At 39.8% G+C, this 23,338-nt stretch carries 19 protein-coding genes; 17 read left to right on the top strand and 2 right to left on the bottom strand.

Going from position 1 to position 23,338, the window contains the following annotated elements; translation table 11 throughout:
* Positions 1–124 precede the first annotated feature (124 nt).
* Both DDT56_RS24920 and DDT56_RS23280 read right to left on the bottom strand, forming a co-directional pair.
* Entirely contained in the window at positions 125–328 is a 204-nt protein-coding gene (locus DDT56_RS24920) for a HepT-like ribonuclease domain-containing protein (RefSeq protein WP_246856870.1), read from the bottom strand.
* A 51-nt stretch (positions 329–379) separates the two neighbouring features.
* On the bottom strand, positions 380–1,966 hold the full coding sequence (locus DDT56_RS23280; RefSeq protein WP_136168728.1) for a TerC family protein: 1,587 nt from the start codon (positions 1,964–1,966) through the stop codon (positions 380–382).
* A gap of 975 nt (positions 1,967–2,941) precedes the next feature.
* Here DDT56_RS23280 and wecA point away from each other — a divergent pair.
* From wecA to DDT56_RS23195, 17 genes are all read left to right on the top strand, one after another.
* Entirely contained in the window at positions 2,942–4,021 is a 1,080-nt protein-coding gene (gene wecA / locus DDT56_RS23275) for a UDP-N-acetylglucosamine--undecaprenyl-phosphate N-acetylglucosaminephosphotransferase (RefSeq protein ID WP_136168727.1), read from the top strand.
* A gap of 125 nt (positions 4,022–4,146) precedes the next feature.
* Positions 4,147–5,283, top strand: coding sequence for a polysaccharide export protein (locus DDT56_RS23270; protein ID WP_136168726.1), 1,137 nt, complete (start codon positions 4,147–4,149; stop codon positions 5,281–5,283).
* A 9-nt stretch (positions 5,284–5,292) separates the two neighbouring features.
* Positions 5,293–5,727, top strand: a complete 435-nt coding sequence (locus DDT56_RS23265) for an arsenate reductase/protein-tyrosine-phosphatase family protein (RefSeq protein WP_136168730.1) — start codon at positions 5,293–5,295, stop codon at positions 5,725–5,727.
* 16 nt (positions 5,728–5,743) lie between these two features.
* Positions 5,744–7,912 (top strand): tyrosine-protein kinase Wzc, encoded by a 2,169-nt coding sequence (gene wzc, locus DDT56_RS23260; protein WP_136168725.1) that lies wholly within the window; start codon positions 5,744–5,746, stop codon positions 7,910–7,912.
* 77 nt (positions 7,913–7,989) lie between these two features.
* Positions 7,990–9,180: a UDP-N-acetylglucosamine 4,6-dehydratase gene (locus DDT56_RS23255; RefSeq protein WP_136168724.1), complete on the top strand. Its 1,191-nt coding sequence runs from the start codon at positions 7,990–7,992 to the stop codon at positions 9,178–9,180.
* An 8-nt stretch (positions 9,181–9,188) separates the two neighbouring features.
* Positions 9,189–10,340: a LegC family aminotransferase gene (locus tag DDT56_RS23250; protein WP_136168723.1), complete on the top strand. Its 1,152-nt coding sequence runs from the start codon at positions 9,189–9,191 to the stop codon at positions 10,338–10,340.
* 4 nt (positions 10,341–10,344) lie between these two features.
* Positions 10,345–11,496, top strand: a complete 1,152-nt coding sequence (gene neuC, locus DDT56_RS23245; RefSeq protein ID WP_136168722.1) for a UDP-N-acetylglucosamine 2-epimerase — start codon at positions 10,345–10,347, stop codon at positions 11,494–11,496.
* A 10-nt stretch (positions 11,497–11,506) separates the two neighbouring features.
* A complete protein-coding gene (gene neuB / locus DDT56_RS23240; RefSeq protein ID WP_136168721.1) occupies positions 11,507–12,586 on the top strand; it encodes an N-acetylneuraminate synthase in 1,080 nt (359 codons plus the stop codon).
* Complete coding sequence (locus tag DDT56_RS23235; protein ID WP_136168720.1) at positions 12,561–13,217, top strand: acetyltransferase; 657 nt, start codon at positions 12,561–12,563, stop codon at positions 13,215–13,217. Before neuB ends, DDT56_RS23235 begins: the two co-directional genes overlap by 26 nt.
* Before the next feature lies 1 nt (position 13,218).
* Positions 13,219–14,271, top strand: coding sequence for a nucleotidyltransferase family protein (locus DDT56_RS23230; protein ID WP_136168719.1), 1,053 nt, complete (start codon positions 13,219–13,221; stop codon positions 14,269–14,271).
* A 1-nt stretch (position 14,272) separates the two neighbouring features.
* Positions 14,273–14,956, top strand: a complete 684-nt coding sequence (locus tag DDT56_RS23225; protein WP_136168718.1) for an acylneuraminate cytidylyltransferase family protein — start codon at positions 14,273–14,275, stop codon at positions 14,954–14,956.
* A gap of 7 nt (positions 14,957–14,963) precedes the next feature.
* Entirely contained in the window at positions 14,964–16,166 is a 1,203-nt protein-coding gene (locus DDT56_RS23220; RefSeq protein ID WP_136168717.1) for an oligosaccharide flippase family protein, read from the top strand.
* A 42-nt stretch (positions 16,167–16,208) separates the two neighbouring features.
* Entirely contained in the window at positions 16,209–17,156 is a 948-nt protein-coding gene (locus DDT56_RS23215; RefSeq protein WP_136168716.1) for a hypothetical protein, read from the top strand.
* A 39-nt stretch (positions 17,157–17,195) separates the two neighbouring features.
* The gene (locus DDT56_RS23210) at positions 17,196–18,371 is read left to right on the top strand and encodes an O-antigen polymerase (protein WP_136168715.1); all 1,176 of its coding nucleotides are present in this window, start codon (positions 17,196–17,198) and stop codon (positions 18,369–18,371) included.
* Entirely contained in the window at positions 18,364–19,122 is a 759-nt protein-coding gene (locus DDT56_RS23205; protein ID WP_246856869.1) for a glycosyltransferase family 2 protein, read from the top strand. The genes DDT56_RS23210 and DDT56_RS23205 overlap by 8 nt, the downstream gene beginning before the upstream one ends.
* A gap of 1,485 nt (positions 19,123–20,607) precedes the next feature.
* On the top strand, positions 20,608–21,828 hold the full coding sequence (locus DDT56_RS23200) for a hypothetical protein (RefSeq protein WP_136168714.1): 1,221 nt from the start codon (positions 20,608–20,610) through the stop codon (positions 21,826–21,828).
* 197 nt (positions 21,829–22,025) lie between these two features.
* The gene (locus DDT56_RS23195; protein WP_136168713.1) at positions 22,026–23,192 is read left to right on the top strand and encodes a nucleotide sugar dehydrogenase; all 1,167 of its coding nucleotides are present in this window, start codon (positions 22,026–22,028) and stop codon (positions 23,190–23,192) included.
* Positions 23,193–23,338 lie beyond the last annotated feature (146 nt).

The raw sequence follows: 23,338 nt of genomic DNA, 5'->3' as shown, positions 1-23,338 counted from the left end.
AGAAGATGGTGCAAAGGCGCTCTGGGAAAATCTTATGCGTTTGCAGGGGTGAGCGGAAGTTTGCGATACAGCATCAAGAATCAGTCTGGGTGGTTCCGGGCTATCTCTTTTGAAGTCCTCAAAATCACCTAACCGATTCTGGATAACGTAAATCACGATATCTAAGGGCCTGACAATCATGTACTGCTATATTGCGTAAACCTACTATCTTCTGCAGGTTGTCGGATAGTTCGTTGAGTATGATGCCTGGTGTCACAAGCAACGAAAAGCTGTCCCGGCCGCTTTGCGGTATGCCTAATTGCCGGCGGCGAATCAGGTAATTGACCATGTCAATGGCCGCCTCACAAGCACGCCGTAGATTAAGAATAAATGTTGGGACTCAAACCTCGAAGTCAGTTTGCTGCTCGCCGTTCGGGGTGATCAACACCTTCACGATACGATGACTTTCCACCGTTAAAATTTTGAACTGATAACCGTCGATGGACAAGGTATCTCCGGCCTGCGGGATCCGCTGGGAGTGCTCCATCAGTAATCCTGCCAGCGTATAGTATTCGCGCTTTTCATCCAGCGTAAGCGGAACATACATGGTCAGATCTTCCAGCGGAATATAACCGTTTGCCGTCCAGCTACCGTCCGCATTCTGCTGAATGTCATGGCGGGCATCCAGTTCTTCTCCCGCCAAAGGCAGGTTACCGGCAATGGTTTCCATCACGTCGCTTAAGGTAACGATGCCTTCCACCGAACCGAATTCATCAACGACAAAACCAAAGTGGGTACGCGCCTCCCTGAATTGGTCGAGTGCCTGCAGCAGCGAAAGCTGTTCGGGAAACACCAGCGGCTGACGCATCAGAATACGCAGGTCAAAAGGCTCATGGTTTAGCTGTTGCTGTAACAGGTCGGTGACATTCACGATCCCCAGCAGCTCATCCGAGGTATCGCTATCGACGATAACCAGCCGGGTATGCTGATTGGTTTTTAATATCTGCGCCAATTCCTCCTGCGAGGTATTGAGCTCCACAGGGTCGATGTCGTGGCGGGACGTCATAATACTGCTGATGGTGCGCTGCGCCATACCAAGAACGCGTTCTATCATGCGGCGTTCCTGCTGATTGAAAACCTCCTGGCCGGCGTGCGCGTTATCCGCAATCATCAAGGACGTCTGGTTATCCAGTTCGGCCTCGTCATGGTCGCCGCGCAAAATACGCAGCACAACCTCGGCGGTGCGTTGACGTAAGGGAACGGAAGAGGAAAGAAAACGCCGGCGGTTAAATTGCGATACCTGATTCAGTAATTCAATAAGAACCGAAAAGCCAATGGCGGCGTAGAGATACCCCTTGGGAATATGGTAGCCAAACGCATCCGCGACCAGGCTGAAACCAATCATCAGCAGAAAGCTCAGACACAAAATAACAATGGTCGGATGTTCGCCGACAAAACGGGTCAGCGGTTTACTGGCCAACAGCATCAGGAAGATGGCAATCGTCACCGCAGACATCATCACCAATAGGTGGTCTGTCATACCGACGGCGGTGATCACCGAATCGAGCGAGAAAATGGCGTCCAGAACGACGATTTGCGCCACCACGGGCCAGAAACGCGCGCCTTTGCGCTGCGCATGCTGCTCCTGATCCTTGCCTTCAAGGCGCTCATTGAGCTCCATAGTTGCTTTAAATAGCAGGAACACGCCGCCCACCAGCATAATGACATCGCGTGCGCTGAATGAATGTCCGAGTAGGGTGAAGAGGGGGGTAGTCAGGGATACGAGCCAGGAAATGGACGACAATAAAATCAGCCGCATCACCAGCGCCAGCAACAGGCCGACGACGCGGGCTTTATCTCTTTCTTGTTTAGGTAATTTTTCGGCCAGAATGGCAATAAAGACGAGATTGTCGATTCCCAGCACCAGTTCCAATACGACGAGCGTGGCCAAACCGGCCCAAATCGTTGGATCTGCGATCCACTCCATACTTATTATTTCACCTTTATTTGCATATGACGGCTGCTAGCGTATCAGGGCAAAGGCTGATGAACCAGAATTTGTGTATGGGTATTTGTTACCGCAACGGAAGGTCGCTATGCGTAAGCGGCGTAAACCAATGCTCTCCTTGCGAATTACTACCACCGTCATCCCCGCGAATCCCTTCCCATCATCCCCGCGCATCCCTTCCCGTCATCCCCGCATCAGTTGGCGGGGACCTGCATCCGCCGGCAACTCCGAATCCAAGATATACCCCCGCAAAGACAAATCCTTGACACAGTATTCCCAGCCAGCGATCCACCAAAAGCTAATGCATTGTTATCAACAAGTCTCCAGGTTACTCACCACTATCCGTAGAGTTCGCCTTGTGAGCCACCCGCAGGATGAACCAACTTGAACAACCATATTCGGCCTTATATTTGACCAACTGGCTGCTTTTTTATGCATCTTTCAGCTTTATGTCTCCGCCGTGGCGCGTAATGTTTGAAGTATTGGCAAACCGTGCCTAGAATATGTCTGGATGTAACAATGATTACATCCTACATAGATTACCATCTTTAATAAAATTCACCTTAAAACATACTGACTTTATTCTTTAAGTTGGTGTTTTATGCTAATGGAGGCAGCATGGACAGGGATGCGCGTAGTCTTATTCTGAAAAACTCTTCTTAAAACATCTTATCCTTGTGCTCTGCAATTACTCGTCAATACTATGGGAGTACAAAATTCAGTTTTTGTAATGAGGGTCACTTTTTCATAAAAAATAAGGTTGTTGGTTTTTTGTTAATTCTACTGCTGCCTTTGATAAACATATAAATGTCACACGCCTCGTGTGAACTACGGACCCAAACCCTACGCCAGCAGGATGGTATCCCGTACTTTTACAGCGCATTGGTTGCTAAAAGCCAAGGGCGGTAGCGTGTCTGATGCTGCATACTTATAACGGTTGATGGTGGTGCGAAAATGCAGGAATTTACGGTTATCTTCATCAGCGCATTTGTTGCGCTATTCTTTGCAAGAAAGGCTGCAATAAAAGTAGGGTTGGTGGATAAGCCCAACATACGTAAAAAACACCACGGACATATCCCGCTTGTCGGTGGTGTGTCAATTTATCTGGCGCTATGGGTGTTGTATGCGCTCCATGCTGAATGGCTGCCGGATTTCTCCCTTTATATGGTCTGCGCCAGCGCGTTGCTGATTGTTGGCGTATTGGACGACCGCTTTGACCTGCCGGTATTACCCCGTATTGGCTTACAGGCGCTTGTCGCCGGTGTGATGATGTATGCCGGGTTGTATCTGGCCTCGTTGGGGAACATCCTTTTTGGCCGCGAGCTGTTTTTAGGCGTTGTCGGCTATGCCGTAACGCTGTTTGCCGTATGGGGCGCCATTAACGCCTTTAATATGGTTGACGGTATTGATGGCTTGCTGGGGGCGCTTTCCTGCGTAACCTTCGGCGCGCTGGCGGTGGTTTTTTATCTTGGCGGACATCACGAACTGGCTCAGTGGAGCCTGTGTCTGCTGGCTGCTACGCTGCCTTATATTTTGCTTAATCTGGGTATCCCACTGGGGGCAAAATTTAAGGTATTTATGGGAGATGCGGGCAGCACGCTGATTGGTTTTACGGTAATCTGGCTATTGGTGCTGGCGACCCAGGGCGAGGAGGCGGTAATGCGGCCGGTTACCGCGTTATGGCTTATCGCGCTCCCCCTGATGGATATGGTCACCATTATGGTGCGCCGTATTCGCAAGGGCGATAGCCCGTTCAAGCCCGATCGTGAACATTTGCATCATATATTGATGCGCGGCGGGTTAACGCCACGGCAGGCTCTGGTGGCTATTGTCAGCGTGGCGATTTTATTCGCGGCAATCGGCATCATTGGTGAGCGCAACGGCGTAACAGAGTCTATGATGTTAAGCGCATTTGTAGCGGCGTTCATTGGTTATTTCTGGTCAATCACTCGTATATGGCGGGTTCTGACCTGGGTTCGACGCATCAACCACGGCCGAAGTGCGGTAGCAGGCAGTACGGAACAACATCGTTAAAGCGGTAAATTACCCGCCTTTTAGCTGTTAGATGGCGGCTTTATTTGAATAAATCTTCTCTATAATCATTGGTAATTTTGTAGGGACTTGCGCAATTTTCAATTAAAAGCGATGGCATACATAGAATGATAAAGCACAGGTTAAAATTGATACCGCTGATGGTATCCGCAGCGTTGCTAAGTGGTTGTACCATAGTTCCCGGCTCTCACCTTTCCACCGGTGGCAAAGAAGTGGTCAAGCAACAGGATGCTGATTTTGATATTGATAAACTGGTCAATGTTTATCCGTTAACCCCGTCCCTGGTGGATAAGATGCGCCCTAAGCCGCTGGTGGCGCAGACAAATCCACAGCTGGACCAAGAATTGCAGCGCTATGAATACCGTATCGGTATTGGCGACGTAATTATGGTTACCGTATGGGACCACCCGGAGTTAACCACCCCGGCGGGGACCTACCGTACGGCGGCGGATACCGGTAACTGGGTTCATTCCGACGGCACCATCTTCTATCCCTATATCGGCAAGGTAAAAGTTGCCGGCAAAACGGTGACTGAAGTGCGAGACCAGATTATGAGCCGTCTGGCAACCTATATTGAATCCCCCCAGGTTGATGTCAGTATCGCCGCATTCCGCTCGCAAAAAGCTTATGTAACCGGAGAAGTGACCACCTCTGGTCAGCAGCCAATCACTAACGTGCCGTTGACGGTGCTGGACGCGATTAATAAAGCCGGCGGGCTAACGGAAAATGCCGACTGGCGCAATATTGTGCTGACCCACAACGGCAAAGAGCAACTTATCTCCCTCCAGGCGCTAATGCAAAATGGCGATCTGTCGCAAAATCGTCTGCTGTATCCCGGCGATATTCTCTATATTCCCCGTAACGACGATCTTAAAGTGTTTGTAATGGGGGAAGTGAAAAAGCAAAGCACGCTGAAAATGGACCGCAGCGGTATGACGCTGACCGAGGCGTTGGGGAATGCGGAAGGGATGGATCAGTCCTTCTCTGATGCTACCGGGATTTTTGTGATTCGGTCACTGAGAGGAAAAGAAGGGGCTAAACTGGCAAACATCTACCAACTTAACGCGCGTGATGCGACAGCGATGGTAATGGGTACCGAATTCCAGCTCCAGCCTTATGACATTGTTTATGTCACCACGGCACCGATAGTACGTTGGAATCGAGTCATTAGCCAACTTGTACCGACCATTTCCGGCTTTAATGATTTGACCGAAGGTTCATTACGCATTCGTACCTGGCCATAGAGATAAATGATGTTCGATTCTATTTTGGTGGTCTGTGTGGGCAATATCTGCCGTTCCCCAACCGGGGAGCGGTTGCTGAAACAGGCCTTACCCGCCAAACAGATTGCCTCGGCCGGATTAGGGGCATTGGTGGGTAAACCGGCGGATGCCACCGCGACTGAAGTGGCAAGCCAGCATGGCCTTTCACTTGCAGGGCATAGCGCTCAGCAGCTGACGTCCGCCTTATGCCGCCGGTACGATCTGATTCTGGTAATGGAAAAAGGTCATATTGATGCGGTGGGGCGTATTGCCCCCGAGGTGCGCGGCAAAACCATGCTGTTCGGCCACTGGCTAAATCAGCAGGAAATTGCCGACCCCTACCGTAAAAGCCGCGAGGCATTTGAATTCGTCTATTCACAACTTGAGCAGTCGGCCCAGAAATGGGTACAAGCATTAAGCCGTTAACCAGTCAGGGAAACCCATGGCAGAGAAAATTTCAGTAAAAGCATCTGAAACCAATTCAGATGAGATTGATTTAGGGCGTTTATTGGGAACATTGCTGGACAATAGATGGTTGATTATTGGTGTTACTGCGCTATTCGCTATTGTCGGGATTTTATATGTCACGTTGGCGACCCCCATATATAAGGCTGATGCATTAATTCAGGTAGAGCAAAGCTCGGGTAATAAACTACTGAGTGATATCTCCAGTATGCTACCGGAGGCCAAGCCCCAGTCGGCGGCGGAAGTTGAGCTGATTAAATCCCGTATGGTGATTGGTAAAACCATTCGCGATCTTGCTCTGGATACGGTGGTGGAGCAAAAATATTTTCCTGTCGTAGGTAAAGGCCTGGCCCGAATTTTAAATGAAGAGCCAGGGGAAATCGCTGTTTCTCGTCTGGAAGTACCCGATTCATGGCAGGATGAAAAAATTGAGTTTAAGGTATTAAACAGCACCACTTATCAGGTGACGGCCGGTAATATTGTTGATTTTACCGGCACAGTCGGTCAATTGGAAAAACACAATGGGCTTTCGCTATTGGTTAGCGATATCGCCGCGCCGGATGGCACGGTTTTCCTGTTAAAAAAGCTCAATGAACTTACCGCAATTCGGAATTTATTGGATAATTTTTCTGTTGGTGATACTGGTAAAGATACCGGCGTTTTGCAGCTTAGCCTGGAAGGAGAAGACTCGGCTAAAATCAGCAAAATGTTAAACAGTATTAGCCAGAACTATTTACAGCAAAACGTTGAGCGAAAATCGGAAGAGGCAGGTAAAAGCCTAGAGTTTCTTAAAGAGCAATTACCCTCTGTACGCGATTCGCTAAATGATGCCGAAAATAAACTGAACAGATTTCGCCAGCAAAATGAGTCAGTCGATTTATCGTTAGAGGCCAAATCTGTTCTGGATACTATGGTGGCGGTTGAGGCGCAGCTTAATGAACTGACCTTTAAAGAAGCGGAAATTTCCAAGCTGTATACTAAAGAGCACCCAGCCTATCGGGCCTTAATGGAAAAGCGTACCACGTTAGAGCAGGAAAGGGATAAGCTCAATAAACGGGTAGGGGGAATGCCAAAAACCCAGCAGGAAATATTGCGCTTAACGCGGGATGTAGAGGCCGGGCAGGAAGTCTATATGCAGCTGCTGAATAAGCAGCAGGAGCTTAGTATTAATAAAGCCAGCGTTGTTGGCAATGTCCGCATTATTGACTCGGCCGCCACACAGTTAAAGCCAGTTAAGCCTAAAAAAGCATTAGTTGTTTTATTAAGCCTTATTCTGGGTGTAATACTTTCTACCGCTTTTGTTATTATTAAAACCATGTTGCATAAAGGGATTGAAAGCCCGGAACAACTGGAAGAGCTGGGTATTAACGTTTATGCCAGCGTGCCGCTTTCCGAATGGCAACAGAAAAAAGACCGGGCGTTGCTGGGGCAAGGGAGTAAAAAGAATGCCCGTTCCACAGAATTATTGGCGGTGGGCAACCCAACTGATCTGGCGATAGAGGCTATTCGCAGCCTGCGCACCAGCCTGCATTTCGCCATGATGGAAGCGAAAAATAATGTACTAATGATTTCCGGTGCTAGCCCGGCGATTGGTAAAACCTTTATCAGCGCCAACCTGGGGGCGGTGATTGCACAGGCCGGGCAGAGAGTGCTGATTGTTGACTGCGATATGCGTAAAGGCTATGCCCATGAATTGATGGGCACCCACAGTACCGAGGGCCTTTCGGATATTTTATCAGGTCAGTGCAGCGCAGAAAAAAGCGTGCGCAAGACGGCGGTGGAGAATATGCATTTTATTCCACGCGGTCAGGTGCCGCCTAATCCCTCCGAATTGCTGATGCACAGCCGCTTTGCCGAGTTTATAGCCTGGTCCGGTGAGCATTATGATCTGGTATTGCTGGATACCCCGCCGATTTTAGCGGTAACCGATGCTGCTATTATCAGCCGCCATGCAGGGACATCATTATTAGTTGCACGTTTTGAAGAAAATACATTAAAAGAAATTGAGGTTAGTATTCGTCGCTTTGAGCAGAATGGAGCTGAAATTAAGGGTGTGATTCTGAACGCAATCGTAAAACGAGCGGCCAGTTATTATGGGTATGGTAATTATCATTACTATACTTACGATTACAAATCAGATAAGTAATCTATAAATATAAACCCCATTAAGGAATTATCCCTAATGGGGTTTATATATAAAATTCTATATTACAGGTGATAATTATGAATAATCTTCTTTCCTTGATTGGTCGGGATAAAGAGTTATTTGTTGAAGATATTAATAATCATAACTCTACATTAAAGGAAATTGTTTCAGGGGCCAGATTCTTAGTTCTTGGTGGTGCTGGCTCTATTGGACAGGCTGTCACTAAAGAAATATTTAGCAGAAACCCAAGTAAATTACATGTTGTCGATATTAGTGAGAATAATCTTGTTGAGCTGGTTAGGGATATTAGAAGTTCATATGGGTATATAAGTGGAGATTTTAAAACCTTTGCTTTAGATATTGGAACTATAGAATTTGATGCCTTTTTTGAGTCTGATGGAAAATATGACTATGTATTAAATTTGTCTGCGTTAAAACATGTCCGCAGTGAAAAAGATCCATTCACATTAATGAGGATGATTGATGTAAATGTGTTTAATACTGAAAAAACAATGATTCAATCAGAAAAGGCAGGAGTGAAAAAATATTTTTGTGTTTCGACAGATAAAGCTGCTAACCCGGTTAATATGATGGGAGCGTCGAAACGTATTATGGAAATGTTTTTAATGCGTAGAAGCAAAGATATTGCTATCTCAACGGCTCGCTTTGCCAATGTGGCTTTTTCTGACGGTTCGTTGTTGCATGGATTTAATCAACGCATCATGAAAAAGCAGCCGATTGTGGCTCCAAATGATATCAGACGTTATTTCGTTACGCCAAAAGAGTCTGGCGAACTATGTCTCATGTCATGTTTATTAGGTGAAAACAGAGACGTATTTTTCCCTAAGCTAAGTGAGTCATTACATCTTATTACTTTTTCAGAGATTGCAGATAAATATTTACACCAGCAAGGATATGAGCCGTATCTTTGTAAAGATGAAGATGAAGCGCGTGCTTTAATTTATACTATGCCTGATAAAGGAAGGTGGCCTTGTTTATTTACTCCAAGTGATACTACCGGTGAAAAGGATTTCGAAGAGTTTTTTACGGATAAAGAAATATTAGATATGGAACGATTTAATAACCTGGGTGTTATAAAAAATGAAGCCATTTATGATCAACAACTTCTTTCTTTGTTTGAAAATGAAATAAAAAAAATGAAAAGTAGAAAAAGATGGAGCAAGGAAGATATTGTCGATTTGTTCTTTAAAATGATTCCTGGCTTTGGTCATAAAGAAACGGGTAAATACCTCGACAGTAAAATGTGAGAATGATAATGAATGTTAAACTGGTAGAATTTATAAGGGAACTATACAACACAAAAGAATTTATTCCCTTGCATGCGCCAATCTTTAACGGCAATGAAAAAGAATATGTTACCAATACGATAGAATCTACATTTGTGTCAAGCGTAGGAAAATATGTAGATCAATTTGAGAAAGAGATAACACGTTATACGGGAACTGCTCGAGCGGTTGCGACGGTAAATGGCACCGCGGCTTTACATACCGCGCTCTATATGGCGGGTGTCCGATCTGGCGATCTGGTTATTACCCAATCTCTAACTTTCGTTGCAACTTGTAACGCTCTCTATCATATGGGGGCGCAGCCAGTTTTTGTTGACGTTTCTAAAAAAAGTTTAGGATTGTGCCCTCACTCGTTAGCTCAATATTTGGACGAGAATGCCTATTTGAATGAAGAAGGCGAATGTCGGCATAAGGTTTCAAATCAGCAGATAAAAGCGGTTGTTCCCATGCATACTTTTGGGCATCCGGTTGAGCTCGATGAAATTTCATCGGTGTGCCATCGTTGGAATTTAACGCTCGTTGAGGATGCTGCTGAGAGCCTTGGATCGTTTTATAAGGGCAAACATACCGGTACTATCGGACAATTCGGTGCGCTTAGTTTTAATGGCAACAAAATTATAACCACCGGCGGCGGTGGGATGGTGTTGTGCTCCACACAAGAGCTGGGAGAAAAAACGAAGCATGTGACCACCACCGCGAAGATTCCTCATCCATATGAATTCTTCCATGATGAACCAGGCTTCAATTTCAGAATGCCGAACATCAATGCGGCGTTGGGCTGTGCTCAATTAGAATCGCTGCCAAAATATCTTGAATCAAAAAGGTTGCTAGCTAAGCAGTATGAAAGCTTTTTCGCATCCAGCGACTTTCTTTTCGTCACCGAACCTGATTATGCATCGTCAAACTATTGGTTGAATGCCATTATTTGTCCCAATGTAAAACAGAGAGAAGACATATTGCAGCAAACAAATGCTGCGGGCGTCATGACTCGTCCAATTTGGAAGCTGATGCATCGCTTGCCGATGTTTAAAGATTCATACCGTTCTGAACTAAGCAATTCCGAGTGGATCGAAGCTCATTTGGTTAATTTACCAAGCAGTCCTATATTGTTAGAAACGTAAAACAATGATGAGAAAAATTGCCGTTTTCACAGGAACTCGAGCCGAATATGGTCTTCTTTACTGGCTACTGAAGGACATTCAGGCTGATACGGGGCTTTGCTTGCAGTTACTTGTTACTGGAATGCATCTTTCGCCGGAATTTGGCAACACGTACACGCAAATTGAGGCTGATGGATTTGAGATTGATGAAAAAGTAGAAATTTTACTTTCATCAGATACCCCTGTTGGCATCGCAAAGAGTATGGGGTTAGGTGTTCTGGGGTTTACTGATGCCCTTGAGCGATTAAAACCCGATTGTCTTATTGTTCTTGGGGATCGTTTTGAAGCACTGGCTATTGCACAAGTTGCAATGGTGATGAGGATACCTATTGTACACCTTCACGGTGGTGAAATTACGGAAGGGGCCTATGATGACTCATTTCGACACGCTATTACGAAACTTAGCCATCTGCATTTTACTTCCACTGAAGAATACAGGAAGCGAGTGATACAGTTAGGGGAAGACCCTAAAACTGTATTTAATGTCGGGGCAATTGGCCTCGATCATTTAAAACGATCATCATTATTAAAACTCAATGAACTATCTGACTCTTTATCATTTGAACTCAACAAACCCTATTTCGTTGTCACCTACCACCCTGTCACATTAGCGGATGAAGACCCAGAAATTTCCTTTTTAGCACTGCTTTCCGCTTTGGATGAGTTCAAGGATTATCAAGTTATTATCACTTATCCAAATGCGGATGATGGTGGCCGAAAAATCATTCCATTGCTTGAAAATTATGGAAAGCAGCAGTCAAGTCGCGTATTGACTATTCCTTCATTGGGGCAAAAACGTTACCTTAGCGCCATAAAGCATGCTGAAGTGGTTATTGGTAATTCATCTAGTGGTATAATTGAAGTACCATCATTTAATGTCCCTACGGTGAATATTGGTGCGAGACAAAAGGGACGTTTAGCTGCAAATAGCGTATTCCACTGCGACACGAAAAAAAATGATATTTATGAATGTATAAAAAGTGCGATAGCTTATAAGAATGAGAAAACTGATAAGGAAATAGCCAATCCTTATGGCGATGGCAATACAAGTGGGAAAATATTGAATATTCTGAAGTCACATGTTCTAAATCGGGTAAAAATATTTCATAATTTATAAGGTAATTTTAATGTCTCATACATACATTATCGCAGAAGCTGGTGTAAATCATAATGGTGACGAGGAACTTGCTTTTAAATTGATTGATGCTGCACATGATGCAGGCGCTAATGTTGTTAAGTTTCAAACTTTCAAAGCAAAGAAATTGGTTACCGAGAGTGCGAAGCAGGCTGATTATCAAGTTAAAAATACCAAAAAAACAGAATCACAATTAGCGATGTTAAGCAGACTTGAACTCAGCTATGAAACTCATCATAAGCTTATCACGTACTGTAATAAAAAAGGCATCGAGTTCTTATCCACAGCGTTTGATTCAGAAAGTTTACATTTCCTTGTGAGTGACCTGAAGTTATCGAGGCTAAAAATTCCTTCAGGAGAAATAACTAATGCGCCTCTTGTGCTCGAGCATGCAAGAACCGGCTGTGATCTGATTGTTTCAACAGGGATGGCAACGTTAGCTGAGATTGAGCAAGTTTTGGGAGTCATTGCATTTGGTTATATAGCTGATAAAGCGCAAACTCCATCGATTTCTGCATTTGAAGCGGCTTATTTTTCGAAGGAAGGGCAGAAAGCTTTGAGTGAAAAAGTAACCCTTCTTCACTGTACTACGGAATACCCTGCTCCATTCAATGAGATAAATTTACGGGCAATGGATACGCTAAAAGCCGCATTTTCACTGCCTGTTGGCTACTCTGATCACAGCAAAGGCATTTCAGTTCCTATTGCTGCGGTCGCTCGGGGGGCTATATTAATTGAAAAACATTTTACCCTAGATAGGGAGATGGAGGGACCTGATCATAAAGCATCACTTGAACCTGATGAACTAAAACAAATGGTCATAGCGATAAGAGAAGTTGAGCAGGCTATAGGGAATAGTTTAAAAGGTCCAATGCCTTCAGAAATAAAAAATAAACAAGTTGCGCGTAAAAGCATTGTGGCTGCGAAAAAAATCCGTAAGGGAGAAGTCCTGAGTATCGAAAACCTTGGAATAAAGCGCCCTGGTAACGGAGTGTCGCCTTATTTTTATTGGTCTTTCTTGGAAAAAACGGCAAAGAGAGATTACGATGAAGGACAACTTATCACAGAATGAAAATTTGATTGTTATCGGTAGCGGAGGGCATGCAGCCATTTTGGTTGAAATCCTTTCTCTCCATAAGCAAAACATTTTAGCTATAGTTAGTCCGGATAAAGAGCATCCGAGAGAAGTTTTCAAAGGATTTTTCTTTTATGAAAATGATAGCGATGTTCTTAATTACCCCCCCCAAACTACATTCTTAGTGAATGGCATTGGGTCAATACCTGGAAATGTTAGACGAAATATTCTTTACCATGACTTCGTAAATAAAGGTTTTTCTTTTTATTCGGTAATATCACCTAAAGCTATTATTTCGCCATTTGCTAAATTAGGAAAAGGCGTACAGGTAATGTCTGGTGCTATTATTCAGCATGGTGCTGTAATTGGTGATAATTGCATTATAAATACTGGCGCAATTGTCGAACATGACTGTGTCATTGGCGCAAATAACCATGTTGCTCCAGGTGCAACACTTAGTGGTGGTGTCCTGACTGGATTAAACGTTCATATAGGTACTAACTCGACTATTATACAAAACATCCAGATCGGTGACGCAGCAGTTGTTGGTGCTGGAGCTGTAATAACGCGAAATATAGAGAAAAATACTATCGTCTATCCGGCGAAGGTTTTTTCTAGGGGATTATAGTATGGCGACTAAATGGGAAAATGTTCTGTTATCTCCAGAACAGAGCATCAGAGAGGCCCTGGAAATAATTGATGCAGAAGCGATACGAATAGCTTTAGTCGTAACGTCTGATCGAAAGCTGCTAGGTACAGTCACTGATGGTGATATTCGTAGAGGTTTACTGCGTAATTTGAAGATGGATGAGCCCGTTCAACTGGTAATGAATAAAAATCCCACTGTTGCATCTCCAGAGGTTAGTCGAAAAAAATTACTGCAAATGATGGAAGAGATAAGTGTTCTCAGCATTCCGATATTAAATGGTGAATATTTAGTTGGTTTAGAGACTGTTCATGATATGTCCGAGAAACCAATCTATGAAAATCCAGTATTTTTGATGGCTGGAGGGTTTGGCACAAGGTTAAAACCGCTAACCGACAGTTGTCCTAAGCCGCTATTGAAAGTGGGTGATAAGCCTATTCTTGAAACTACGCTAAATAATTTTATTAGTCATGGTTTTAAGAATTTTTATATATCGACGCATTATATGCCTGAAATGATTATGGATCACTTCGGAGATGGCTCGAAATGGGGAGTAAATATTACCTATGTATACGAAAATAATCCATTAGGCACTGGTGGGGCTTTAGGATTACTGCCAAAAGATATACCACAGTTACCTTTATTAATGATGAATGGTGATGTGCTCACAAATGTTGATTATCAAAATTTACTGAAGTTTCATAATGAAGGCAAGGCTGATGCTACGATGTGTGTGCGGGAGTATCAATATCAAATACCGTATGGCGTTGTGACGGGAAAAGGGAATAAAATAGTTGAGATGGTAGAAAAACCGGTCCAGCATTACTATGTGAATGCCGGTATTTATGTTATTTCCCCGAAGCTTTTCAATAGTGTTGAAAAGGATAAAAAAATAGATATGCCAACCCTGCTTGAAGAGGAAATAAAAAAGATGGGGGAAGTGTTGATGTTCCCTATTCATGAATATTGGTTAGATATTGGTAGAATGGATGACTTTAAAAAAGCGCAAATAGATATTCTGAAATTAGGACTTTAACGTGAAAAAATCTACGCTTGCGATTATTCCTGCCAGGGGTGGAAGCAAAAGGTTACCTAGGAAAAATGTAAAATATCTGCATGGTAAACCTCTTATAGCATGGACAATTGAAGCTGCGTTAGCAGCCAAAACTGTTAATGACATTATTGTTTCCACTGACGACGCAGAGATTGCGTCGATATCACTCCAATATGGTGCTCAAGTTCCCTTTATTAGACCAGCGTCATTAGCTAGAGACACATCTACGACTGAAGATGTTATACGTCATGCTGTTAATTTTATGAGTGCTAGAGTAGATTACGATAGAATTATAATATTGCAACCAACCTCTCCTCTTAGAACAGCTTTTCATATTGACGACGCAAATTTATTCTTTGATGAGAAAAGTGCTAATGCAGTTGTATCCGTTACAGAGTGTGAGCATAATCCGAATTGGATTAATGGATTGGATGACACATATTCTCTTAATGGATTTTTGGAACCGAAATCATTTAGGGAGGGAAAATATTATCGATTGAATGGTGCTATATATATAATAAAAAAAGAAATAAGTCATGACTTCAGTTTTTTTTATAAAGAACGGAGTTTTGCATATGTTATGAATAGAATGGATTCTATAGATATTGATGAAGTAAGTGATTTTGAATATGCAAACTATCTTTTATCAAATTTTTTGATAGATTGAGAATTATATGAGCTTAATAAAAGATAGTTTTTTATATATCTTTGGTGAGGTTTTGTCTAAAGGTATGCCTTATGTTTTGCTGCCTTTTATTACTAATTCTCTTGGAGTAGAAGATTATGGACGGCTAGCTTATTTTCAGGTTATTGTCGCGCTGGTTATAATTATTGTTGGTTTAAGCCAAGATGGTGCAATATCGAGGTATTTTTATAATTATGGTGTGAGAAGTGTCCATATTATTATTATTACAGGTGCCGGCTACTCGATCGTTTTATCATTATTACTTATATCTGTGTTAGGATTAATCAACCTAGATAGAGAGTATATCTTTTGTGTTGGTGCTGCTTTTGTTTCCGCTACATTAAGTGCACAACTGAGCTTTAGACAATGCCTTCGGGATATTAAGACATATCTATTAATCCAGATTTCAAATGCTGCTTTAACAACTTTTTTTGTCGTAGTTTTTTTTGTTTTTTTTAAACCGTCAGTGATTTTTTATTTTTCTGCAGTTATCATTAGCGGTTTGCTCTCTTTGTCAATTGCATATTATTTGTTTTTTTGTAAGTTTAAAATTAGAAAGGTTAATTTTAAAAATGAAAAGAGGTCTCTTCTTTATCTCTTTTCCTTCGGTTTTCCTCTTGTTTTCCATCAACTTAGTCTTTTTGCTAAAGGACAGGTTGATAGGCTCTTTGTCTACGGACAATATGGATTAAAGGAGTTAGGGGTATACTCGTTAGGAATACAAATTGCTACTGTTTATTCTGTCCTGATTATTGCTGTGAATAAAGCGATATTACCTTATTACTTTAATGCGTTAAAAACTAATAGATTGAATGTAAAAGGAATATTAAAATATGTGTATATATCATTCTCTTTCTGCTTTATTCCTGCTTTGGTTGCTTTTTTTATTCCTGGGGAATGGTATAAAACTATTTTTGGGCATGGCTTTGATAATGTAAAATATTTTGTGGTCTTCTTCGTGTTCTCTTTTGGATTGAATATACCTTATCTATTAATGGTGAATTATTTTTTCTATATAGGTGAGACATCAACAATATCTAAAGTGACTTTTCTTTCATCGCTCTTGTATATTGTGATTCTTTATTTTTTATCAGGAATAGATTTAAAATATCTTCCTTTTTCTTTGCTCATATCTAATTTGTTTATGTTGCTATTGTTTTATAAAATTATTCTAAATAGACGTGCTATATAAATTTTTTTCAAATGATTTATCGAAGTCATAAAGGACCGAATAATGAGAGTTAATTTTTTTATACTTGAGTCCCCCTTACAGGTAGCATCAGCATGTAAAGTCTCTGAGCTTTTTGATAGTGAGTCATTTTTTTTTATTAGGTTAAATGGAGATAAAAATAATGATGATTTGATTTACAGAGAGATGGATAAAGTATCTAAAGAAACACATAGAGTTTTTTTTAAAACAAAGAGAGGGAGTAGAATATCGCTTCTGCTTTGTTTCGCAAGATTGTTGATACATTACATTCGCTTCATTGGTAGAATTGATGGTGTTTTTATTGGTCACTGGCAGTCTAGGTGGATGAGAGTTTCTTCTGTTATTATAAAACTACAAAATATTGGGATCGTTGATGATGGATTGGCAACTATATCCGCAATAAGACAATTGAATACACTTAAAAAAAATAGATTTTTATTAAAGTATTTGCCTACTTTTTATACATCATTTGATATTAATATTCCTTATCCAAAAATAGTTTCTTGTAAGAAAAAAAAACAGGTTTCTTGTAAGGTTGGTTCTTTCGCTATCATAATTGGGACACCATTGGTTGAAAAAGGAATAATAAATTTTGGACTGTATGAGAAAATAATAAATAATATTTCTTCTCACATGAAAAGTAAAAGTATGGATATTATATATATCCCTCATAGGGCTGAAGGACAGTTATTAGATAGATATGATAGTGACATAAAGATTATGACATTAGATAAATCTGTCGAGGATTACTTTAAAGAATTGATTTCTTTCCCATCATTTGTTTTTTCGTTTTATTCGACTGCTTTGGTTAATTTGTCTGAGGTCTATAAAGGTCCGAGTTTTTATTCTATTTTATTAGATGAAAATGATATAGAGTCCAACTTTAAAAGTATTGTATTGAACTCATATGAGTATATATTTAGTTTAAACTCTATTAAGGTTGTACCATATGAAAATATTTATAATATTTAACTTTCATTATCGTTTGCTTTTTTATAAGGCTGTATGCTGATGGAATTCATTCTCCTAAATTTATTGTTTCTAACGTTTTTCGCTATAGTGATTTTTGCAAAAGAATATAGAGGAAGTGTTTTTGTTTATTATCTTGGTATTGCGATTTTGTTTTTAACTCCTGCGTGGTATATATACATAAAAGGTGAGAAGTATCTGTCTTACTCCCAGGAAAGCGCGGAAGTTTATTTTCTTTTGGGATGTGTTGCATTTGTGCACTGTATTTTTGTTTGTTTAATTAGACTGGCATTTAATAAACGCCTTTCTGTCAATTATTATAATGAGTTCTACGCACCTAAAAAAATACTTTTGATGTTTTTTATCTTTACTATATTAGTCATAATAGCCTATGTTATTTATTATTGGCGAGAGTGGCCGTTGTTAAATGCTTTTTCTGGGAATGTGATTGATAGGCCGGATACAGTAAAAGGTAATTTCAAAGGATATTTTACTTATTCTGTTGTCGTTCAGGTATTATTGCCCGCTATATATTTTTATTTCTTCTTTTTGTATAAAGAAAATAGAGTATTAAATACTTTATTTATTTTGCTGGTGTCTTTTTTTATAATAATTGGCGGTAATAAGGGGATATTTCTTTATTTCATATTGTTTTATTTTTTATATGTTTTAAAGAAAATCAGTATTGTTAATTATACTTTTTATTTTATTACATGCGTGTTTGTTTATGCGGTAATGAAAGGGGCCTTCTCAAATGACTTGGGAGATTCAGTGAACGCTGAATATTTAGTGGAGTCAATAACTACTCGATTTTTTGTAGCTCAAGGAATCTCAATTCCCAATGTTATTGAGATGACTCAGGGGAATAATGCTATTGCAGAGTTAGATTCTGAAGAACTAAAGTCAGTACTGTTTGAGTATGTATATGGTTATTCTCCAGGAAGTATGCCATTAATTTATATTGCTGAAATATTTATAAAATATAACGTTTTTATTTTCTTAGCGACAATTTCTGTTTTTACATTTTTGATTTCTTTTGTTTCTCTTTTTGTAGAGAAAACGTCTAATTTATCAATTCTTTGGGTTTTCTATTATTGCCTTTACGCATTGGTTATGGCGGGTATATCTGATGCTAATTTACTTAGATTTGTTTTTAGTATTATTGTTATGATTATTATTTATGCTTTTTCTATAAGAAAGAGGCTTAATAGTGAGTGAGAAAATACCTTTAGTATCTATAATTATGCCAACATATAATTCATCTGAATTTATAACTGAAAGTATACTTTCAGTTATAAACCAAACTTTTATGGATTGGGAGCTTTTGGTAGTCGATGACTGTTCAACTGATCAAACTGTAGAAATTATTTCTTCATATGCAAAAGAAAATAAAAGAATTAAATTTTTTTCTACTGAGAAAAATTCTGGAGCCGCAGTGGCAAGAAATTTAGCAATAAAAAAATCAGTAGGAAGGTTTATTGCTTTTTTAGATAGTGATGACCTGTGGTTTCCAGAAAAGCTTGAGCAGCAAATAAAGTTCATGCTATATAATAATTATTCTTTTACTTATACTTTTTATCAAAAAATTGATAAAAACGGTAGTAAAAGAGGAGTTGTGAAAGCTCCATTGAAAACTAATTATATTGATAGTTTGAAAACTAATGTTATTGGTTGTTTAACTGTCATTTATGATACTCAGGAGTTAGGGAAAATGTACATGCCGTTGCTAAGAAAAAGGCAAGATTATTGCCTTTGGCTTAGTATTTTGAAAAAGGGTATCATCGCTTATTGTCTTCCTGAGAACCTTGCACTATATCGAGTTTCGCAACATAGCTTGTCTGGTAATAAATTTAAAATTTTGAAATATCAATGGATGGTGTACAGAAATGTGGAGAAAATAGGGTTTTTCAAAAGTTGTTATTTTTTCTTTTTTTATTCTTTTTATGGTTACAAACGTTATAGGATATAGCTTTTTTGTTATGAAATCTATTATGTCACTTTGATATTATGCTTATACTATATCTGTGACCATTGAAGATGCTTGATTTTATGCCGCCAGAGGATGAGGAGTACGCTTTCCAGCTCGAAAATAACTGCTGAACAAAAAAACGAACTTGAGCGCTCTCTCCATAATACTAACTGTGGTAAACGAGTTTGTGATCGCATCGCAGTCAATTTTCTTGCCTCATAATGAATGCTGGATTCAGCCATGATTGCTTATGCTCTGTGTTTTCATGAAAAATGGTAAATAAGAACATCAATGATGTTATTGTCAACAAACTAAAACAATGTTGCCTAAAAGGAAAATTAGTCCATCACTTATCTTAGTGTTTGTTGAACAATCCCTAGAGGATGGTGGATTATATAGCTCCATACTGGGCTATCCGGCCTAGTATTCTAGAAATGAACACATGAACACATGAACACATGAACACATGAACACATGAACACATAGTCATGGTATTACCTAAAAAGCTGACAGGCATTAGCCTGGACGTGATAGAATACATATGGAAAGTAATGAATGGGATTGCGCGGAATAATCGATATTCTAAACGCACACTCGCGGATTTTGCGGTGTGATATTAAAATTTCTCATTACCTCGCTTCTAGAAATAACGAGGTCATTAATATAAGTTAAGATTATTTTAGGTGTTTGATCTTGTGTCTTGGTATTTATTGGATATATAAATAATACTATAACTCATCAAAGAAAATAGTTGTGTTTATTAATAGGATTTCTCATGATATAAACTCATGTGATTTACTATGATAAAATATTACCGAAAAATTATAATTTTCAAAAAATTAGGTTGTTATTTTTGCTTCCGAATCCAAGTTATGGAGATAGTATTATTTTTTTTATAATTATAGGCTCATTTTATAGGATAAATGCTTTCTCATATTTATAAATATTGTCTGTGACGGCTATAACCATTGTCTTAAAAATGCATTTATAAAGGTGAGCAGTGAGTGGGCTATTTTACATATCTGGGTGAGATGAGAATAAATCTCGGCTCCGGTAGATGGAAAGATACAGTAAAAGTAGTGCGTTCTATACCCTGTCAGAAATGTTTCAATGGATCTATTATTTTTTATGCGATTAGTCTGATTGGAGATACTGTAGCAGTGTGTCTATATTGACCTTATGATCAGACAGTGCATGACTTCTCTTTAGGTCAGATTTATATTCTGTTGCTAGATTGAGTTACAATACATAGCGACATAGTTATAGTTTTTATCCATCTATCACTGCTGAAGATGATGTACTATGAAAGCGTGTTTTTGAGTGTTTTATTTTATTTTTTATATTATAAATATAGGGCTGCTGATGATAATAGCAAGTGTAAACATTGCTCTTAATGTATCAATATTATTACCGAAGTAGGAGGTAATTAGAGTTATATCCAATAAGTGTTGTTTGTTGTTGATTGGCTATTCATGAGGTGACTTTATGAAACGTCGAGAGTTGATGAGATATCTTTCTGGAGTTAGTGTGTGTTTTTTAATTTCAAAATCACGCGCTAAAGAATTAGATCCTTCTAATAATATTGGATATATTGATCATAAAGAGTCCCTTAACGAAGTTAAATCCGTATGGGAAATGTTAGGAAAATCTGATGCTATTAAACATATTCCCTCAGCCCAAGCTTTTTTTGCAGTTTCAGTAGTTCAGTATGGAGCTGTTGCAGATAGAAAAACTGATAATACACAATATGTTCAACAAGCTTTAGATTCTACTCAATCAGGATTAGTTATTATAGAGTCAGGATGTAAGTGGTTTAAATCTAAAGTAAAGCAACCAGATGATGTCCAAATACTAGATTTTTCTAATTATGATGAAGTAAATGATAATTTTGGTGCTCAAATTAAATTCATCTTAGCAACTAAGGAACCTCATGAAAAAAATGCTAATGAATTTTCTATCTTGGCATCTCATCACCCTGCAATCGTTTTAGACAATACTGGTGATAATTCTGTAGGAAGTCGCGCATCTTTGATTTTGAGAGATCAGGGAAGGCTTGCTTGGCGGATAGGAATGGGGGTATATGATAATGATAAAGATTTTTTGATTGCAGATAGAAACCTCTCTAGACGTTACACGATAAATTATAAAGGGAGTGAGCATGCTTGGAATTCGGCTTGGATTCGAGGAGTCGATTACACGTTTGCAGCAAAGAATAATAACAATATTACTACAAGGTATTTGATTAAAAGTAATAACAAGAAAAATGTTGATGGGAAAAATATTAGACAGATTTATTCTGATGGAACTATGGTTGTTGAGTGGGTAGAGTGCTCTAATGGGGATGTCTTTTTAGAACGGGAAAATAGTACTATTACGTTGGAAAAAAATGGTGCTGTGTTTGGTTGTAAAAGAAAAATTGTGTCCTCTAAATTACAAAGTATAAATGTTGAGGAGAAGTTATCAGGTGCTGTTTTTATTTCTGAATACTATGAGACATCCAAGTTTCTCCTGCCTAGTGCACAAATTGGATTGTGTTTTAAATTTATTGTTACAAAAAATAAGGGTATATCAATAATATGTTATGGTGGGGATGCTTTTAGGATGGGGAAATCTGAAATTTCTAGTTCTAATTTGGGCGACAGTGTAAATTTAATTTGTGTTAATGAAGGTGTTTGGGATTGTGAGTTTTGGGGACAATGGGAATAAAATGATTTTTTCTAATTTCTCTTTACACCCTGTACTCGATGAATACTCTACCAGAGATATTTATCTATCGAGATGTCTTTAAAAGTAAAATATTAATCTGTTTTTATATGGAGTGTTCGGCATTATTAGAATGCTTGGTATGAATTTGATTAATTGCTTCTATTATTGAAATATATTTTTAATTGAATGGTCTAATAATGAAAATAGCAATTGTAGGTACAGGCTATGTAGGTCTATCGAACGCCATATTGTTGGCGCAACATAATCAAGTTATCGCATTAGATATAGTGGCGGAAAAAATTGAATTGCTGAATAATAAAAAATCTACAATCATTGATAACGAAATAGAAAGATTTTTACGTGAAAAAAAATTAAATTTCTCTGCTACGTTGGATAAAAAAGATGCCTATCGGGACGCCGACTTTGTTATTATTGCTACGCCTACGGACTACGATCCGAAAACCAACTACTTCAATACCCAATCTGTCGAGTCGGTGATCCTAGATGTTATTGCAATCAATCCTAATGCTGTAATGATAATAAAATCCACAGTGCCTGTGGGTTTTACAAAAACGATGAAAGAGAAATACATTACCGAAAACATTATCTTCTCGCCCGAATTCCTGCGCGAAGGAAAAGCGCTGTACGATAATCTATATCCTTCTCGTATTGTGGTAGGGGCTCGCTCGGAGCGTGCAGAACAATTCGCCAGTTTATTATTGCAGGGCGCAATCAAGAAAGATGCGCCAGTGTTGTATACCGATTCAACGGAAGCGGAAGCGATAAAACTGTTCGCCAATACCTATTTGGCGATGCGTGTGGCGTACTTTAATGAACTGGATAGCTACGCACAAATCCATAGTTTGGATAGTAAACAAATTATTGAAGGAGTTGGGTTAGATCCGCGTATCGGTAGGCATTATAATAATCCTTCATTCGGTTATGGTGGTTACTGCTTGCCTAAGGATACTAAACAGCTATTGGCAAACTATGCCAGTGTGCCTAATAGTCTAATCAGCGCTATTGTTGAGGCGAATCGTACTCGTAAAGATTTTATTGCTGATTCTATTATTGGGCGTAACCCCAAAGTTGTAGGTGTTTATCGATTAGTGATGAAAGCTGGTTCGGATAATTTCCGCGCCTCTGCAATTCAAGGGGTGATGAAACGTATTAAAGCTAAAGGTATTGAAGTCGTTGTATATGAACCCGTACTTGAGGAAGATAGGTTCTTCAGGTCTCGAGTTATTCGCGATTTGAATGAATTTAAGCAAATATCAGATGTGATTATTTCTAATCGTATGACTGATGAACTTTCAGATGTCGTAACAAAAGTGTATACGCGTGACCTCTTTGGTTCGGACTGAATGCTGAGTAGCGCCGTGCCTTTGAGTATGAGGAACTTCCTGTTATCTGAGAGGAAATCCCCGCGTTCGCGGGGATAAAGGTTAGATTTGGTGCGACTAATATGTATTAGCTCAGACCTGATCTGACAGTTACCGGTTATTTATAC

The sequence above is a fragment of the Brenneria corticis genome (assembly GCF_003115855.1).
GTDB classification, from domain to species: domain Bacteria; phylum Pseudomonadota; class Gammaproteobacteria; order Enterobacterales; family Enterobacteriaceae; genus Brenneria; species Brenneria corticis.
This window is presented reverse-complemented; position numbering and strand designations above follow the sequence as displayed.

What these genes read in the sequence shown, in the direction of transcription:
- DDT56_RS23280 (WP_136168728.1), bottom strand. Translation starts at nt 1,966, where the DNA reads ATGGAGTGGATCGCAGATCCAACGATTTGGGCCGGTTTGGCCACGCTC.
- DDT56_RS23220 (WP_136168717.1), top strand. Translation starts at nt 14,964, where the DNA reads ATGAGCTTAATAAAAGATAGTTTTTTATATATCTTTGGTGAGGTTTTG.
- DDT56_RS23210 (WP_136168715.1), top strand. Translation starts at nt 17,196, where the DNA reads ATGGAATTCATTCTCCTAAATTTATTGTTTCTAACGTTTTTCGCTATA.
- DDT56_RS23265 (WP_136168730.1), top strand. Translation starts at nt 5,293, where the DNA reads ATGTTCGATTCTATTTTGGTGGTCTGTGTGGGCAATATCTGCCGTTCC.
- DDT56_RS23215 (WP_136168716.1), top strand. Translation starts at nt 16,209, where the DNA reads ATGAGAGTTAATTTTTTTATACTTGAGTCCCCCTTACAGGTAGCATCA.
- DDT56_RS23270 (WP_136168726.1), top strand. Translation starts at nt 4,147, where the DNA reads ATGATAAAGCACAGGTTAAAATTGATACCGCTGATGGTATCCGCAGCG.
- neuB (WP_136168721.1), top strand. Translation starts at nt 11,507, where the DNA reads ATGTCTCATACATACATTATCGCAGAAGCTGGTGTAAATCATAATGGT.
- DDT56_RS23255 (WP_136168724.1), top strand. Translation starts at nt 7,990, where the DNA reads ATGAATAATCTTCTTTCCTTGATTGGTCGGGATAAAGAGTTATTTGTT.
- wecA (WP_136168727.1), top strand. Translation starts at nt 2,942, where the DNA reads ATGCAGGAATTTACGGTTATCTTCATCAGCGCATTTGTTGCGCTATTC.
- DDT56_RS23235 (WP_136168720.1), top strand. Translation starts at nt 12,561, where the DNA reads ATGAAGGACAACTTATCACAGAATGAAAATTTGATTGTTATCGGTAGC.
- wzc (WP_136168725.1), top strand. Translation starts at nt 5,744, where the DNA reads ATGGCAGAGAAAATTTCAGTAAAAGCATCTGAAACCAATTCAGATGAG.
- DDT56_RS24920 (WP_246856870.1), bottom strand. Translation starts at nt 328, where the DNA reads ATGGTCAATTACCTGATTCGCCGCCGGCAATTAGGCATACCGCAAAGC.
- DDT56_RS23200 (WP_136168714.1), top strand. Translation starts at nt 20,608, where the DNA reads ATGAAACGTCGAGAGTTGATGAGATATCTTTCTGGAGTTAGTGTGTGT.
- DDT56_RS23250 (WP_136168723.1), top strand. Translation starts at nt 9,189, where the DNA reads ATGAATGTTAAACTGGTAGAATTTATAAGGGAACTATACAACACAAAA.
- neuC (WP_136168722.1), top strand. Translation starts at nt 10,345, where the DNA reads ATGATGAGAAAAATTGCCGTTTTCACAGGAACTCGAGCCGAATATGGT.
- DDT56_RS23230 (WP_136168719.1), top strand. Translation starts at nt 13,219, where the DNA reads ATGGCGACTAAATGGGAAAATGTTCTGTTATCTCCAGAACAGAGCATC.
- DDT56_RS23195 (WP_136168713.1), top strand. Translation starts at nt 22,026, where the DNA reads ATGAAAATAGCAATTGTAGGTACAGGCTATGTAGGTCTATCGAACGCC.